16 protein-coding genes are annotated in these 16,315 nt (G+C 57.8%); 4 read left to right on the top strand and 12 right to left on the bottom strand.

Annotated elements, in window-relative coordinates; all coding sequences use genetic code 11:
* Nucleotides 1-20 precede the first annotated feature (20 nt).
* The 3 genes from FSY45_RS25050 to FSY45_RS25040 all read right to left on the bottom strand — a co-directional run bounded on the left by FSY45_RS25050 (nt 21) and on the right by FSY45_RS25040 (nt 4,266).
* Entirely contained in the window at nt 21-2,738 is a 2,718-nt protein-coding gene (locus FSY45_RS25050) for a fimbria/pilus outer membrane usher protein (protein WP_080944548.1), read from the bottom strand.
* A 136-nt stretch (nt 2,739-2,874) separates the two neighbouring features.
* On the bottom strand, nt 2,875-3,633 hold the full coding sequence (locus FSY45_RS25045; RefSeq protein ID WP_052951109.1) for a molecular chaperone: 759 nt from the start codon (nt 3,631-3,633) through the stop codon (nt 2,875-2,877).
* A gap of 63 nt (nt 3,634-3,696) precedes the next feature.
* A complete protein-coding gene (locus FSY45_RS25040; protein ID WP_100086441.1) occupies nt 3,697-4,266 on the bottom strand; it encodes a fimbrial protein in 570 nt (189 codons plus the stop codon).
* Between the two features lie 430 nt (nt 4,267-4,696).
* On the opposite strand from FSY45_RS25040, the gene FSY45_RS25035 reads away from it, so the two are divergent.
* A complete protein-coding gene (locus FSY45_RS25035) occupies nt 4,697-5,344 on the top strand; it encodes a response regulator transcription factor (RefSeq protein WP_034363443.1) in 648 nt (215 codons plus the stop codon).
* Between the two features lie 201 nt (nt 5,345-5,545).
* Here FSY45_RS25035 and FSY45_RS25030 read toward each other — a convergent pair whose 3' ends face one another.
* The 3 genes from FSY45_RS25030 to FSY45_RS25020 form a co-directional block, all read right to left on the bottom strand.
* The gene (locus FSY45_RS25030; RefSeq protein ID WP_046462333.1) at nt 5,546-6,427 is read right to left on the bottom strand and encodes a sensor histidine kinase; all 882 of its coding nucleotides are present in this window, start codon (nt 6,425-6,427) and stop codon (nt 5,546-5,548) included.
* 44 nt (nt 6,428-6,471) lie between these two features.
* Nucleotides 6,472-7,143: a response regulator transcription factor gene (locus FSY45_RS25025; protein WP_052951111.1), complete on the bottom strand. Its 672-nt coding sequence runs from the start codon at nt 7,141-7,143 to the stop codon at nt 6,472-6,474.
* An 879-nt stretch (nt 7,144-8,022) separates the two neighbouring features.
* On the bottom strand, nt 8,023-8,907 hold the full coding sequence (locus tag FSY45_RS25020) for a LysR substrate-binding domain-containing protein (protein WP_046462331.1): 885 nt from the start codon (nt 8,905-8,907) through the stop codon (nt 8,023-8,025).
* 118 nt (nt 8,908-9,025) lie between these two features.
* On the opposite strand from FSY45_RS25020, the gene FSY45_RS25015 reads away from it, so the two are divergent.
* From FSY45_RS25015 to FSY45_RS25005, 3 genes are all read left to right on the top strand, one after another.
* The gene (locus FSY45_RS25015) at nt 9,026-9,649 is read left to right on the top strand and encodes a glutathione S-transferase family protein (RefSeq protein ID WP_046462330.1); all 624 of its coding nucleotides are present in this window, start codon (nt 9,026-9,028) and stop codon (nt 9,647-9,649) included.
* 23 nt (nt 9,650-9,672) lie between these two features.
* Nucleotides 9,673-10,710, top strand: coding sequence for an LLM class oxidoreductase (locus FSY45_RS25010; protein ID WP_046462329.1), 1,038 nt, complete (start codon nt 9,673-9,675; stop codon nt 10,708-10,710).
* A 93-nt stretch (nt 10,711-10,803) separates the two neighbouring features.
* On the top strand, nt 10,804-11,229 hold the full coding sequence (locus tag FSY45_RS25005) for a GNAT family N-acetyltransferase (RefSeq protein ID WP_223305750.1): 426 nt from the start codon (nt 10,804-10,806) through the stop codon (nt 11,227-11,229).
* Nucleotides 11,230-11,360: 131 nt separating this feature from the next.
* Here the strand turns inward: FSY45_RS25005 and FSY45_RS25000 are convergent, their stop codons facing one another.
* The 6 genes from FSY45_RS25000 to FSY45_RS24975 form a co-directional block, all read right to left on the bottom strand.
* A complete protein-coding gene (locus FSY45_RS25000) occupies nt 11,361-11,897 on the bottom strand; it encodes an AAA family ATPase (protein ID WP_046462327.1) in 537 nt (178 codons plus the stop codon).
* A 455-nt stretch (nt 11,898-12,352) separates the two neighbouring features.
* On the bottom strand, nt 12,353-12,793 hold the full coding sequence (locus FSY45_RS24995) for a hypothetical protein (protein WP_046462326.1): 441 nt from the start codon (nt 12,791-12,793) through the stop codon (nt 12,353-12,355).
* A 505-nt stretch (nt 12,794-13,298) separates the two neighbouring features.
* Nucleotides 13,299-13,754 carry a hypothetical protein gene (locus FSY45_RS24990; protein WP_046462325.1) on the bottom strand — a complete coding sequence of 152 codons (456 nt, stop codon included), beginning with the start codon at nt 13,752-13,754 and terminating at the stop codon, nt 13,299-13,301.
* Nucleotides 13,755-14,037: 283 nt separating this feature from the next.
* Nucleotides 14,038-14,736, bottom strand: a complete 699-nt coding sequence (locus FSY45_RS24985) for a hypothetical protein (protein WP_003070020.1) — start codon at nt 14,734-14,736, stop codon at nt 14,038-14,040.
* A gap of 502 nt (nt 14,737-15,238) precedes the next feature.
* Nucleotides 15,239-16,150 (bottom strand): LysR family transcriptional regulator, encoded by a 912-nt coding sequence (locus tag FSY45_RS24980; protein WP_046462324.1) that lies wholly within the window; start codon nt 16,148-16,150, stop codon nt 15,239-15,241.
* A 67-nt stretch (nt 16,151-16,217) separates the two neighbouring features.
* Nucleotides 16,218-16,315: IS3 family transposase (locus tag FSY45_RS24975; RefSeq protein ID WP_148748431.1), on the bottom strand; the 98-nt coding region annotated here is incomplete at its 5' end.

Here is a 16,315-nt window from a genome sequence, read left to right as displayed (position 1 = left end):
TTGGGCCTGTTGGACGTCTGTTATGAGGCGTCAGCCTTGGGGCCCCTGGCCCGTACATCGCTTGCTGCAATGGAGCGGGGGTCCTTGCGCTCGGGAGAGGGCGGGATGGGTGTCGAGCAGGTAAGCGCGTGGCGCTGGTAGTTCTCGCCTTCGACCTTTGGCGGCAGCGTATAGGCAACGCGGCATGTGGCCTTGTCCCAGCGTACGTCCAGCTCGCCGTGTTCGCGGTCTGTGGGCAGCAGGGTCAGGGCACGGCCGCGCGGGTCGGTAATCCCCAGCCTTGTCCCGTCCAGTTCATCGACAGTCGCGCCAAAGGGCAGGGGCTGGCCGTCGGCCCCGCGCAATTCGAACTGCACGCGGCGCCCGGTCACTGCCGTGAACCTGGCCAGCCCGGCTGCGCCCCGTGTGGGCACCACCATCTGCGTGCCGTTGGTGATATCGACGTCCTTGGAGAGTCCCTGTGTCCTGAGCGTCACCCAGTTGCCGCGGAAAGGGGTAGCGCTGGGGATGACTGCATAGCCATTGCGTCCTGTCTCGACGCCGGAGAAGCTCGAGATTGCCACGCCCGGCACCGGCGGCTCGATCTTGGCGAGCATGAAGGTTTCGCCCAAGCCCTGGCCGAGGTTGACGCCACCCGCGTGGGCCACGACGGACCCCGATGCCGAGAAATTGCTCGCACGGTAGCGGTCGCCATGGGTGTAGCTGGCATTGAGGCGGCCGAATGAGGTTGCGGTGCCCACGCCGATCGAGGCGTCGCGCTGGCCGTCCGCATCTCTGTTGCCGGCCACGGTGTAGCTGACATTGCGTTCGAAGGGCAGCGTGCCGGAGACGCCGGCCTGCGCACTTGTACCGGCACGTTGTCGACTCAGTGTTGAGAAGGCGTGCGTGGAGTTGCCCGGGCCGCCCAGGGGCATGCTGAGCGTGAGCATCAAGGTGTTGTCATGACGAGGGGCGTGAGCGTTGGCCCATGACGAGTTCAGGTTTCGTGATTGCGTGAACGAGATGTTGTAGTTCAGCTTGCCGATCGTATTGCTGTACGCCAGCGACACGCTGCGCGAAGCGGTTCCATTCCAGTTCTTGCCATAGGACCCGTTCAGATAGACATAGCCGCGGCCGACAGGTTGAGAGAGGTAGCCGTCCAGGCGTTGGCGGCTGCCTTGCCCCAGGCTCCAGTGCTGGCCGGGCCGCGAGCCGGCCAGCGCGCCGTTTCGCTCCACGTGATCGGAGAGTGTGCGAAACCCTTCGCGCAAGCCATGCTGCACATTGAAGGAGACATGGGAGCCGGTCGTCTCGACAAATCTTGCATAGCGAAGGTTGATACGGTCTCCGCTTGCGGACAAGCCGCCTGCGTTGCTGCGCGAGTGGATGGCATCCAGGGAGACCGCGCCAAGCGGCGTGTTCAGGCCCGCACCCAGCGAATACGACAAATAGCCGGGCGAGGCCTGCAGACCGGCAGCCAGGCTGGTGTTGGCCGTCAGGCCGTAGATCATCGATCCGCTGACAAAACCAGGCCGCTCCTGCTGGCGGCGATCCAGGCGCACCTGGCCGGCAGCAATGTCGTACTTGATCCGGCCTTCGCGGACCATCAGCGGAGGGCTGGCGAATGCCTGCCGAAATATGCGCCGGGCTCCGCTGGCCTCGATGACGGCGATCTCCAGGTCTCCGTTGGTGCCGGAGGGCTGCAAGTCAGTGATTGCAAACGGGCCGGGGGCAACGGTCGTCGTGTAGATCAGATAGCCTTTCTGGCGGATTTCCACGGTCGCGTTGCTTTCCGCCGTGCCGCGGATTACCGGCGCGTAGCCTCGCTCCTCGTCAGGTCGCATGGCCTCATCGGAGGCCAGTTGCATGCCGAGAAAGCGCACGCTGTCGAACAACGGCGAATAGGTGTATGTCTCTCCCACGACCATTTGGCTTTTGAGGGTGTTGAAGCCGCGCTGCAGATAGGTGTTCTGGCTCCTGAATTCCGTCGGTCGGCGGCTTCCGGAAGTCAGGTACGAATCGTTGCGCAAGCGCCATTCACCCAGGTTGACCCCTGAACGGACGCTGGCGCTGAGATCGCTCCGGGAGTCGCCGTGCTGCGACTCGCTGCGGCGTGCATTGAGGCTGTAGTTGAGAAAGGCAACGTCGGCGCCGGTCTCCCACAGAGAGGGGTCGATATAGCCACGGCGCAGCGATGTCATGTAGATCTGCGGCACGCTCACGTTCAGGCGCAGGCTTGCCATATCGTATGCAGCGCTTGCGTCCGGTATGACTTCCTGCAGGCGCATACAGCTGGCGCCTGGCTCCAGCGGGCTGGGGAGCTTGGCCAGATCAACCCCGCCTTGTTCCAGCATGGCCACGGTAATGCACGGTTCGATTTCGTCGCTTTTGGGGTTGAGCGAGAACTCGACATCCAGCCGGCCGACAAGCATCTGGTTGATATAGAAGTCGACGCGTTGAAAGCCCGGTGGAACGCCAGAGCCGGCCAGCAGTGTCCTGATGTCGGTGGTGGACGTCATTCCGTAGAGGAAGGCCGTGTTGTAGCCGACGACGACCGGGGCGTCCAGCGCAGCAACCTGTATCGCTTGCGGCTTTTTGAGGGGCGCCGCAGCCCCGCCTGGTGCCTGGTGCACGGCTTCCTGTTCTGCCCACGCTGCTGCACCAACGGCCTGAGATGCGCACAGCACGCCAGCCAGCCAGCGGCGAAGAACAGGATGAGGAGAGAGGTCGTCGCGACGAAGTTCGTGATTGTTCGGCATAGGTGGGCGAGCAAATTGGCGGGCGGCTCCAAAAAACAGGGCTCAAGAAAGCCCCATCCGCTGATGTGCAGCGGAATGCTTGTCCGAACCCGGGGATGTGGAAGGCAGGGCGCAGAAGAGGGTGCGCGCCCCGCCGCTACTGGTCTGCCTTGACTGCTGAAGAAGGCCTTGCGGACTCCTCGGACGGTTGAACGTCAAAGGCGTCAACGCCGCCGAAGTCATTGATGATCTTGACGGTGATGCTTGTATTGGGCCCAACGCCGTCGACGCTATGCAAGCGCGTTTCGCCCGGAGCGATCATGGCGGGCGAAGGCAGTTCCTTGCCGCCGGCAATACCCAGGTAGGCAAACGACACGTGGTACATGCTGGGGTTGGTTATCTTGAGCGCCTGCTTTCCTCCTGCGTCCTGGACAAGGGCCCAGCGCAAGGAGCCTGGCGCATCGGCTACGGCGCCCACGATTCCGGTCGGGCGGAAAAATACCTTGATCCGCTGCCGAAGCGCGATCTGGAGCTGGTTCTTGCCGGTCGTTGCCTGCGGGATTTCCTGCACGTTCAACCACATGACCGACTCGCGGTCGCCGGGAAGGCCGGTGTTGCCTCCGGCATAGAGCACGCGCATGAGCTGCTGACCGGGCGCAGCAACCTTGGCAAGCGGCGGTGTGACGGCGAAGGGAAGGTTGTCGGCAGCATCGGGCGTATTCGAATCCAGCCATGCCTGGACAAGAGTCGGGGTGCCGCTATTGCGTACCGTGATGGAGGCCTCTTGCTTGCCCTCTTGCACAATGACCCGGGTGGCACTCAGTGATATTGATGCTTGTGCGCAAGTTCCGTAGAGCATGCTCACTGCCGCAAAGCCGCCGACAAAGACGCGTTGGAATTGGGCGAAAGATGTCATTGCAATCTCTTTTTTTGAGCCGCGGCCCGGCCGGCTCACCGGCTTGCCGCGGCATTCCGATATTTACTCGTACTTCAGGACGTAGTTGACCGTTGCGTTGGCGGGACCCACCTTGACGTCGGCCAGTTGCTTGCCCGCAACACGGGTGTAGTAGGCCTTCAGGGGGATGCGGAACTTGCCGTCGACCGCAGGGCTGGCAGCCACATCGGCGGAGCCGGTGGTGAAGTCCAGCGACTTGCCGTCGCGCGTCAGCATGATCTGGACGTTCTCAGCACCGCCTTCCACGGCGATACCCTGGCCGGAGACGGCAGACGGGGTGATCGTCATCGACACCTTGGTGCCGGTGGCGCACTGCACGTCCAGATCCAGTTCCTTCGCCTGAGCGGTCAGGGCGGTGCCGGACGTAGCAGGCGCGGCTTCGGTGCCCAGCGCGGAGGAGGAGACCTCGTCCAGGTTCACGGTCAGGGTCTTGCCGGCAACCGTACCGCTGGGGCTGGTCAGCTGGCATGCATCTGCATTGATCACGCCGGTGAACTTGATAATGCCTTTGGCTCCGTCAGCCGGGGCGGCTTGAGCAATGCTCGCAGCACCGAATGCAGACAGGACGGCCAGGCTCATAACGAGTTTTTTCATAAATGACTCTTTGATTGAAGATTGAGAAAGTGTTTCCGGGCGTTGGAGTGCGGGTGCGGACACTCCCTCAAATCGAATGCAAATGCATTGCGATTTGCTTGCGCACCTTTTGTTGAGGTGCCTGGCAAGGATATGAAAATGGGAGCCTGGAAAGTCTCAGAAAATTCTCAAAGTCGCCTTGTGCGATCTTGAAATTCGGAGCTTTCGGGGGGAGACCGGTCGCAATATTTGTCAAGAGTTTTCTGGCTGCTGCCCGCAACCCGACAGTTGTAGATTTTTAACTATTGCGTTTCGGGAATATCTTTTCTAATCAGTCTTGATTAGCTTCAAGAGGTCGTGCAGCGCACTCCTGAAAGTTAATGCCGTCTTGAGACACATCTCGATAAGCCGGGATTTTGGCGGGCAAAATCGAGGCCGAATTGAGAGAAGCATGACGAAACTACGAATAGTCCTGGCAGATGATCACCCGCTGGTGCTGATGGGGCTTGGCGACCTGCTCAAGCAAAATATCCATCTCACGCTGACCGCCACTGCCAGCTCTTCGACGGAGCTTGTGGCGGAGCTGACGAAGTCTCTTCCCGACATCGTCATCGTTGACTATCACATGCCTGATCCGCAGTACGGCGACGGCATCAAGTTCATCGGCTATCTGCTGCGCCAGTTCGAGGGCCTGAAGGTCATCGTGCTGACGATGCTGTCGAACCCGATGATCGTGAAGGCGCTCTATGAGGCCGGCGTCAAGGGCGTGGTCTTCAAGCAGGACGACCCCACCGAGGTCTTCAAGGCCATACGGCTGGTGTCGCTGGGCAACACCTACACCCCGCCATCCTTCCTGGAGACCAACGTTTCGCTTCAGCATCAGATGCTGCAGGAGCGCTTCAAGTCGTTGACTCCGCGCGAGTTCGAAGTCCTGCGCTACTACGTGCGGGGAGGCAGCCTTGCCGAGATTGCCGAACGTCTGAACCGCAGCATCAAGACGGTCAGCTCGCAGAAGATGACCGCGATGCGCAAGCTCGAGGCGAAGTCCAATCAGGAGCTGATGGCGTTTTGCCTGAATAGCGGCGTGTTTCATCAATGAGATGAGATCGCTTGCCCTGGTGCCCCCGATCGAGCATGACGTGGGCACGACTCTGGGTGCTGCTCCAGCGCCGGCGCCGGATCTCTGTCGACGACAAGACGCCTTCCGCAGGCCTGCATAGGGCTTTCAAGGGGCCTCTTTTCATGGTGTGCGGAGAGCTTTCCGATGATGGCGTTCTGCGCTGCCCGCTCAATTCAGGCTTCACTGGCAAAGGCTGGTCGGTTCAGACCGCCATCGCATCAGTACCAGTGTGCCTCCACCATGACGGGGTTGGATGTGAAGGTCGCCGCCGATGTTTCGCATTCGATGAAACATGTTGATGACGCCTTGCCCGGATTTGCCGGGGTTGTTGAGCACGGCCCGAAGATCGAAGCCCGTGCCGTTGTCTTCTATGCTCAGATACCAGTCCCAGCCGAAGCTCTGCAGATCGCCTTGTTGATAGGGCTCCAGGGTCAGCCACATCTCGGTTGCATGGGCGTGCTCGATGGCATTGCTTATGCCGGCCTGAACGACGGCCAGGATTTCATGCGCAACGCGATCTTTGGGAAGCTGCAGCGTCGTCTGCTGTCCGACCACGAGCTCAGGGTCGGTCAACTGCCAGTGCAGTACAAGGCCTTTTCTTTGAAGCGCGGGCTCCAGCCGGTAGCGCAATCGCGCCAGGCGCATGGCCAGGTTGTCGGATTGCGCATCCATGGAGTCGACGATCAGGCGCAGGTCCAGCAGCGATTGCTCAAGGACTTTTCTGGCAGGGCCATCTTCAACCGAGGGCTGTGAGTTCATCAGGTTCAAGGCCTCTACCAACTGGCTGCCCAGGGTGTCGTGCAGGTCTGACGCGATGCGCTTGCGCTCTTCCTGGACTTCTTTTGAGGGTTGGGCACTGGCGCGCAGCCTGGCCTTGATGAGACGATAGATTCGAGGAATGTAGCGAAGCGAGATAAACAATCCGCTCAAAGCCACCAAAATACTGAAGACAAAAAACCAATTCTGATCCCGCAGTGGTGTGAGAAAACACCAGCTCAGTATGGTAATGGTCTGAAGGAAAATGGTTGTTGCCCTCCAACCGATATTTCTCAGTGATTCCATACGCTTGCCATCTCGGGCTGTAGATATAGAAAATGCCTTCAAATTTATATCAACCCACGCAAAGAGGCGGCTTTCACGGCATGAGCTCTTGTCTTGGCTTGCAATTTTCGGTACATGTTCTTTACATGCGTGGATACGGTCAATGTGCTTATCTTGAGCTGCGTGGATATTTCAGGAGAGCTGTAGCCGCAGGCAATGAGTTTCAGTATTTCTATTTCTCGCTCAGAAAGTTTCTCTTCCTTGGTGAGGCTTGACGCCGGAACGACATAAGTCTGTGATCTGCTGACCAGCGACAGGATTTTCTTGGCAAGAGATGGAGTAATGGATGCACCGCCATTGGCAACTTGCAATACAGCTTGTGCGTAGTCGCCAAACCAGGAGTTTTTCAGCAAATAGCCTACAGCACCTTTCTCGAAAGCCTGAAAGACCTTTTCATCTCTTTCAGTTACCGAGACGATAATGCTTTGCACATGGGGGTGTGTTCCCTGGACAAGTTCAAGCAAATCCAGACCTTCGCCGTCGCCCAGGTTGAGATCAATCATCAGAACGTCGAAGTCGTGCTGCTGAATGCTCTTGCGTGCCTCACGCAAGCTGCAGGCGTGCCCAACCAGAAGGGTTCTTGAGTCGCCCATCAGATCCTGGGCAATCACTCTGCGGATATGGCTGTCGTCGTCCACCAGAAAGACGCGAACGGGCTGCTCTCGCTGGCCCACCATGTGCCCGGGCCACATCGAGTGGCTAAGCGATGGAGGCGGGTCATTGTGATTGCTAAACAAGGGCGGGCAAGATGAAGTCTGGACGGCTGGCATAGATGGCTCCCGACGAAAAGACCAGGGGGCTTGAATACTCTAGGAAACTAATTAGTGCTCATTGGGAAATCCATAGAAAATGTCAAATAATGTCAATTTTTACTGAATTTACAAAATGAATCCTGGGAAATGGGTAGCTGCTTGAGGTTGTGTTTACTGAGTCATGTTGTTGGCGTAATTAATTGACTTAACTATATTGATTTAATTTTTAAATTTATATGAAATTGAAATAAATCGTCGTAAATTTTGTGCTATTTGCATTGTTGTCTTGGCTATCGATGGTATATTTAAGTCATTAATTGAGCGTATTTGCTTGGTGATGTTTCTTGGAAAATAAGTTGAGTATTTTTTGAGATGAAATATCTCAATTGATATTTGATAAGCCGAATTTTTATTCTTTAGCGATTGGAAGGAAAGAGGGTAGATAATTCTCAGACCTTCCATTTCGAGGAATCAATGCTGGAAATAATCTGGTTTTGAGCGATTGGACGATATTCACGGTTTGAGGGTTGCCGTTTCGAATCATTGCCGTTGCATGTCGGGTCTATTGGCGAAATACCTTCAGTAGCTTGGGAAATTGCCATTCAACAATGGTATGAATAATCGCTGATTGCCGTGGCGGTTATTGCATCGCCCGGTATTGCTTTGGAGCCGCGAACACAACTCTTGATACGTCGTTGCTTCGCCTTGTCGTACTGCTGTACTGCCTGCAGCTTCGCGCGGCGGGTGATTCAATTCGAGCAGCCTGCAGGGGCAGCAGGGGCAGCAGGGTCTCTGCTTGCGGCCTTACTGGGCCGCTTCTGCGCGAATCCAGTCCAGGAAGGCGCGCACTTCGGGGCGGTCAGCCGCACCAGGGCGGGTCACGGCGTAGTAGGCGAATCTTGCCGGCCAGGGTTTGTCCAGCACCTGAACGAGTCGGCCTGTCGCGATTTCTTCCTGGGCATATGCCTGCGGCACCAGCGCCAGGCCCTGTCCAGCTTCCGCCGCGCGGATGAGAAGGAAGTCGTCTTCAAATGCGCTGCCGCGCTGCGCACGCGCGTCGTCGGCCACCCCGTGCGCCTTGAGCCAGAGCGGCCAATCTGCGCGGTCACCGTCGTGCAGCAGGGGGTAGTCAAGGCAATCGCCTGCCTCATTGATCACTGCCCCCTGGCAGGTCTTCAAAAACTCGGGTGAAGCGACAGGCGTCAGAACCGGCGCCATGAGGCAGGTGACCTCAAGCCCGGGATAGTCGCCCAGCCCATGGCGCAAGGCGACATCCACGCGGTCACGTCGCAGGTCTACCAGCTCAGACGTTGCTTCCACGCGGATTTCGATATCGGGGTGCAATTGCTTGAAGCGCCCAAGCCGAGGTACCAGCCACGATGCCGCAAACGTTGCGACGGTGCTGACCGTCAGGCTGCGCTCTCCCTTGCTGCGTTCCAGGGCATGCATCGCCTGGTCAATCTGAAGAAACGCTTCACGCAGCCTGGGGTACACGCTTGCACCTGCCTCGGTCAGCCGCATGCCAAGGCGTTCACGTTCGAGCAAGACAACTCCCAGGCGGTCTTCCAGCACGCGGATTTGCTGGCTTACGGCGCCGGGGGTGACGTGCAGGGCCTGCGCTGCGGCCTTGACGCTTTTGCGCTGCCCAACCTCTACGAATGTGCGCAATGCCTGCAAGGGATAGCTCATGTCTGATTTAGATTTTCTAAATTTATTGGGAAGAAATGATCGCTTTATATGAGGCTGTCTTCATCTGAGAATTTGTGATGCCGGCGATTCCGATGGTTTTAGATTATCTACAAATTCAATGTTGCATCTCTACTCCGACAGTTCCCCCAATGGCTTCAAAGCGACGATCGCGCTTGAAGAGCTTTCTCTGCCTTACCAGCTGCACCATGTGCGCATCGATGAAGGCGAGCACCGTCAATCCGCCTTTCTTGCGCTGAACCCCCACGGCCGTATTCCGGTACTCAAGGACAGCGAGACCGGTGTCGTGCTGTTCGAGTCGGCGGCGATTCTTCTGTATCTGGCCGACAGGACCGGAAAGCTGTTGCCGGCAGATCCGCGAGCCCGCTGGGAGGCGATCAAGTGGCTGCAGTTCCATGCATCCAGCGTGGGGCCGCTGCTGGGCCAGCGCGTGCACTTCGAGCTGTTTGCGGATGAACCGATTGCGCCGGCAATCGAGCGTTACCGGCGCCTGACGCAGGAGGCGTTCACGGTGCTGGATCAAGCGCTGGCGGGCCGTCCGTATCTGGCCGGCGATGACTACTCGATTGCAGACATTGCCCATTTCGGCTGGATGCACATCGCGCGAATCATCCACTTCGACTTCAGTCAACACCGCCATCTCAGTGCATGGCACGAGCGGGTTGCGGCTCGAGCGGCTGTACGCAAAGGCATCACGCTGCCCGCACCGGCAACGGGCGCATGAATGAAGATCTCGCGAGTCCAAAAATGAAAGCATCCAAACTCTCTGAACGCACGAGCGGCTCCTCTTACGCCGCGTTTTTCGGACACCCCGGCTACCGGCGCATGTTTTCGCCGGACAGGTTGACTCTGGGCATTTTTCTGCCGCTGCGCAGCTACAGAGGCGATATGTCGGTGCTGCGCGGCCAGTCGGACCTGGTTGCCGAGATCGACAGCTACGGCTTTGCAGCGGTGTGGGTGCGTGATGTGCCTTTGCTCGATCCATCGTTTGGAGATGCCGGGCAGGTGTTCGATCCTTTCACCTATCTGTCCTACCTGGCGGCCCGAACCAAAAAGGTGGCCTTGGCAACGGGCAGCGCCGTCATCTCCTTGCGTCACCCGATTGATCTGGCCAAGGCCGCCACGACCATTGACCAGCTTTCCGGTGGCCGTCTGGTGATGGGGGTGGCCTCTGGCGACAGGCCGATGGAATTTCCGGCCTACGGGCTGGAGCACAGTGCCCGGGCAGAGCGCTTTTCCCAGGCGCTCTCCTATATACGCCAGCTCATGCATGCCGGTCATCTGGACATCGACTCGCCGCTGGGACGTTTTGAAGGTGCCGAGTTCCTGCCCAAGCCTGTAGCCGCAAGCATTCCGATGATGGTGACAGGCTCGTCCGGGCAGTCACTGGAGTGGATTGCCGAGCATGCGGATGGATGGCTGACCTATCCCAATGCAACCCATACCCCTAGAGGGCCCCAGCACCTGGCGGAGAAGATTCGGGCCTGGCGTGAACTTGTCCCCGGAGGGGCGTTCAGGCCGCACATGACGAACGAGTGGATCGATCTGGTGGATGATCCCGGCTATCCTCGGACCCCCTTGCACGGCGGCTATGTTCTGCGCACCGGGCGAAAAGGGCTGATGGCCTTGCTTGAAGAGTGGCAGGCGGCAGGGGTGAACCATGCCGCGCTTGGCATTCAGCTTTCACAGCGCCCACCAGCCGAGGTGCTGGAGGAGTTGGCCAGAGAGGTGCTGCCGCACTTTCCCTCGCACGAAGGACCGTCGGCGGCGTCCGCCGTCTGGTGAGAAACACAGAACCGGCTCGGGAATGACCAAGCCCGAGCAACCATGGATAAGAGAGCCCCAATGCCGAATGCAGTGAAAATTCGCCCCCTGGAAATGAGTGATCGAACGCCATGGTGCGATCTCTATCGCCAGTACGCACATTTCTACCAGTCGCCCATGACCGATGCGATCCTGGATCGAAGCTGGTCGTGGCTGATGGATCCGCGCCACCCGATGGAAGGGCTGGTCGCAGAGTCGGAGGAGCGCCATTTGCTGGGATTGGCGCATTTTCGTGCATGCCCTGACCCGTTGATCGCGCAGGACGTCGGGTTTCTCGACGACCTGTTTGTGGCTCAAGACCGGCGTGGCTCAGGCATAGGCCGCAGCTTGATCATGGGCGTGGCTGCCAAAGCCCAGGAACGTGGCTGGCCCGTGGTGCGCTGGATTACCGCTGGCAGCAATGCCCAGGCGCGCCAGCTCTACGACAAGCTTGCGTCGGCGACCGATTGGGTCACTTACGACCTCGATGTGCAGCGATAGCGAGCATATTCGACGGTCTGGTCCGGGCCTGACTGCGGCCGTCGCGGTCAGGCACCGAACCGACATCCGGGCGGCAACAAGGTGGTCATTGAAATGCCGGGCTGAAGCAGGGCAGTGGAGATGAACCCGTGTCAGAGCTCCTGTGAGGTCGCGATCGCCTTGAGGAACGTCGAGGCCTCTGAAGGCTCGGAGAATTCAATCCATTGCAGATGCGCGAACTCGCCATGCTCGCGCAGAGCGGCGAACTTTGACTGGTTTTTTGCATAGGTGGATAGCGACCAGAGAAGTACTGAGTCTTTCGAGAAAAACGCCATCCGCAGTGACTCCCGGTTCCCGTGCGACAGACGCTTACGGGTGATGCCATGGCCAAGAGTGCGCCGGAGCAGGCGAGAAAATACGGTGAAGCGACTGTAGTTGAGCCACACGACATGTGTGGCTCGTGACCAAAGCAGGTCTCGAACAGCACTGTAGTTCCCGTCGGCTACCCAGCATGCTCCTTGAGTAGCTTCAACAACTGAATGCCTGAACTGCTCGGGTGGCACCGCTTGCCAGTCTGACCCCCAGTAGTGCGAATCCAGTTCGATATATGAGGCCCGGATCTTGCGCGCCAGTTTTTTTGCAAAGGTGGATTTGCCCGAGCCACTGGTGCCGATCACTAGATAGCGCATCTGAGTCCTGTGTTGCTAAGAGCGGGGCAAACCGAAGACTTGTGCTTGAGATGAGGCGCGAAGCCGAGGGCAGTGCAGAAGTACGACAAGGCGACGCAACGACGTATCAAGGTTTGTTGGCGGTTCTCAATGACAGTCAGCCATGCTGACCGTAGGTGAGGGAAACGACGAATTTCAATGTACGCGAACCACGCAGCAAACCACGCAGTACGCCGCTGCTGGCCAGGCTGTGACCGCTGCAGATCGCTCACTGTTTCCGGCTGGGTTCTAGTCCGGCGACTGCTTCTGGCTGGTGGGTGAGTGTCTTGGAACGATCTAATGCGGCATTTCAAGATTTGACAGTCGAGGAGCGCTTTGCAGCGATTGCCGTCATTGATACAGCAAAGTCCACCAACCACCTCATGACACACCTCGGCCCCTCGAGCCTGCGAGCAGGATCTCTGCGGCGCGCGCGCTCATACCTTGGCGAGGAAGGCCGCCGCATCACCCGCTTCACACTTCCAGTCTGCGAAGACCCCAACCAGATTGCATTCCACGCAGTGGCAAGCGATGTAGTACCAGCGCACGTCATGTGTGCCCTCGTACACGGAGACGCCGGACACCAGCTCAAACACCTCGTTCTCGCACACGCACTCGTGCGCCTCGGGGGCGGCCTCATCAACGTAGTCCGCGCTGTCGCCCATCAGGTGCTTCTGCCCGCAGTCGCTGCAGGTGCGGATTGCCACGCCAGCTTCTTCATCGGTCTGCAGCGCAAAAGTCCGGCATCCGCAATTGCATTTGGACGAGGCAAACCGGACGGCCTCATGGCGATTCGCAACGCTGTAGCTGCGCAGCTCGGCTTGGGTGTCGCCGGACGTCGTCCCGTACCAGAACTCGCCCTTCTTCGTCAGTGCCATTGATGTTGTTCCATTCTTCAAAAGGTAGGCTTCCTGGCAGACCTGACGCCAGGCTTGCCCCGATCATCTGGATTTTGCCTGAAGGCACAGTGAATCGTCGTCAAGGGCTCGGGTCGGAGTGGTCTCCGACAAGGGCTGCGGAAATCCTTGAATGTCGATTCTTGGAGATTGCAGCCAGAGTCCATCAAGTTCAGCGGTTGATCGCCGCCAACATTCAATGTTGAAACCCCTACGTAGGCTCTCAGCTTGAAGCAGTCGGCCAAGCAGCCTTCGCGAACGGCTGCTCCTGGCCGACTGACGACGGCCCGCACTCGTTGACTGCCTGTCCTGAACCGGACGCTCAAGATGCAGCCCCGAAGCTCAGCTTTGCGGTGCTGCGCTCACCAGCAACTGGCCCGGCTTCGGCCATGAGCCGCCACTGATGAAATCAAGAAGCAGACATTCAACGCCTTAATTAAGCCGAGCCGCAAATCGGCTTCGGTTTGAATGAATTATTAGATCTGGCCTAGTAAATAACCAAATCTTGATTTGGAAGAATGCCGCATGGCCAGAACCCGGCGATGTAAAGCGTCACCACCTTGACCCAGAAGCCGGGCTGCTCTAGCAGTAGCTCGCGGGCCGCCATGCGTGCGGCGAATTGAGCGCCGGCAAGAGCAGCTTGTGCGTAGTCATCAGGGCCCTCGATAAGCACCGGATAGCTTTCGACTGATCGCTGCCCCACCAATACGGCTTTTACAAGAGACATCTCGGCAGCCCGGCGCTCGGGCCTGAGGCCGGCTGCATCTAGTTGATCTAGCTGCTTAAGGCCGTGAATAGGGTCTGGCTGGTCGCGACTGGTTGGCAGCCAATCCCAGCCAATAGCCAACTGGAGCCGTATAGCGCCCGGCTCACTGCGGAATTGGCCACACGCCGAGAACAGCTGAGCTGATCGCAGTCCGTCTTCGAGTTCTGAGAGAGTCATTGCAAGGTCTAATGCCCTAGTTAACCGGCGCCGGAGCACGAAGTGCGGAGGATACCGCGGCAGGCCATGAGAATGCCGAAGGCATGGCCTGCCGTGGCGTCCGCGTTGAATGACCAGTTCGGCTGGGAGCAGATGCTCTTCTGTTACTTAGGCGCATTCGCTAAATGCCCTCACTTGTTGCCAGACGTTTTCAAACTCCTGGTGAGCATTGAAAGGTATTCAGGTTCAGAAATGTTCAAAGGCCGATCTGCGAGAAACCCGAATGAATTGTTAGAGTGCATCTCTAGAAAGACAGAATGAAGGGGACTTTTGCAGCATGTCCACGCTCGATAACACTTGTGAAGATTGGCAATGCCCATTCAGCGGCCTCCTGAAAGGCAATCGAATCCTTCTTTCTATCGACAGGGAGAGAGAGCTCTTCATCCCATATCAGAGGTCGACCTTTTAGCTCGTTGAGTTCTCGAAGAAGTCGACCCGTTGAACCAATCATGATTTCACCATCCGTGAGCGCAGGAAACTTAAAGAGGAACTCGAAATCGCCAGGAAGCCAGACACCACCTTGAAGAATGGATCTGAAATGGAGGTTTTTATCGTCTTCTAGGATGCTTGCCATGGCTGTTCCACTCGCGTAGCTTTCAGGAAGAAGATAGGGGACGGAGAGGTTCGGCCTCTCCAAATGAGCTGCCCACTGTTGAATGGCCGAGTAGCCTTCCCAAGATGGACGGTTTGTATAGTACGGTTGAGTGTCTTCTTCGGACCACTCGATAGGGCCCAGGCCATGTGGTGCGAGTGCGGCATTGATGCCGCTTTTCCATGCATCTACAGCCGCTAGAACATCTTCTTTGCGAGGAGGGCCTTGATCTTCCCCTGCATAAATCATCCTGTATTCATTGCCGTCCATTCGAGCTTGAGCTTGAATGACGTTTTCCCATTCTCTGGTATGGAAGCGAACGAAAGTTCCTGCGTAAATATCAAATGCCATGAGTTCATCTTAAAGCCTGAATTAGGCCGAATGGCGGAGTGCAAACACAACAAGCCCTAGAACAACAGTATCCCAAGACCGGCAGCATCTATGGATAGTTTTGGCCGTTACCGTCGCCCATGTTTTCCATTTAACGGAACCGTCAGCATCACTGAATGCCATGGGCTTGGGCAAGCGATGGACCGCTTTGCGGTTGAAGGGTGACTGTCTCCTCTGGGTCGGCAGCACCAGTTCGCAGTTCACGAGAGCTGTCGTTCAATTGTCTTGTGCACTGCGTCCAGCCAGTTTCCGGTTTGAGGCGCACAGCGGACGTCTGGCCAGGTAGCAGGCCAACGTCTGGTATCTGAGGTAGCGGCCACAGACTTGCCAAATCTCAGCGGCTGTAGCCGGCCTTTAGCAGTCGGCGGAGACAAAGCGTTCAAAGGTCTGCTCATGGCCGAGATCCGCCAGAAATCTAGAGCAGCTTTCGACCCAAAAACGGTCAATCGCTCACACGCTTTAGTCACCCTTTTGGGCGCAATACGCTCTCGAGACGAGCGCGCATCCAGCGATGCCATGGACTGTTCAGATGCCGGTGCTGAAAATACACGTTCAGGGTGTATGACGGCACCTCAAAAGGTGCTTTGAAGATCGCAATCGCTGCCGATGCCTCCAACTGCAGTGCCGCCAGGCGGGGCAGGGTGATGAGCAAATCTGAATTCGCCACGATAAAAGGCGCGGCCATGACACTGGGCAGCTCTATCGCAATCTCGCGAGTCCACCCGCCCTTGCTCAAAGCGGAGTCTATGACGCCTTTCTCTTCCTGCCAGGGTTTCACGACGACATGGCGTTCCGCCAGATATTGCGGCATGGAGAGCCTCTTGCCGATGCGAGGATGACCTTTGCGTGCAACGACGACATAGGCATCGGTATGTCCTTGCAAGACCTCCACGCCTTCTTGCACGGGGCTGAATTCGTCTGAAAAACCCATGACGAAATGGGCTCCTTCTTGCACCAGGTCGCTGTAGGCATCCCGATGGCGCGAATGGACCACGCGCAGGCGCACATGAGGAGCCTCATGCTCGATCCTGGAGATCAACGCAGGCATCAAAGCAAAGGTGGTGAAGTCGGTCGCAGCGAAAGTGAATGACTGAGTGCTGCTGCCAGGAGCGAAGGCTGCAGGGTCGCCCAGCTGATCCGAAAGCGTATGCAGTGCCAGCGCAATTCCCTCCGCCATCTCGGTGGCTCGTGGTGTGGGTTGCATGCTGCTGCCTGTGCGAAAAAACAGCTCGTCACCCAATGCCTCCCGCAGTCGGGCCAGAGCATGGCTGCACGCCGAAGGGCTGATGGCCAGCTCATCGGCTGCCGCAACGACACTGCGGTGGCGAAACAGGGCTTCAAAGACCAGCAGCAGATTGAGATCGAGACGACGCAAAGCAGAGTGTGTTAATTTCCACGCATAACTGACCCGCCGGAGGTGCGGATAAAAACTTGGACTGGTTTTATGCGGCTAGGCCAAGTTTGTTCCGGTATTCCACAGGGCTTAAACGTCCCAGAGATACCTTGATACGTTTTTCGTTGTACCAACGAATGTAAGTAT

Origin of the sequence: Comamonas sp. Z1 (assembly GCF_008121555.1) — a bacterium.
GTDB lineage: Bacteria > Pseudomonadota > Gammaproteobacteria > Burkholderiales > Burkholderiaceae_C > Comamonas > Comamonas thiooxydans.
Note: the sequence above shows the minus strand (reverse complement) of the source record. Positions and strands in the feature narration are given on the sequence as shown.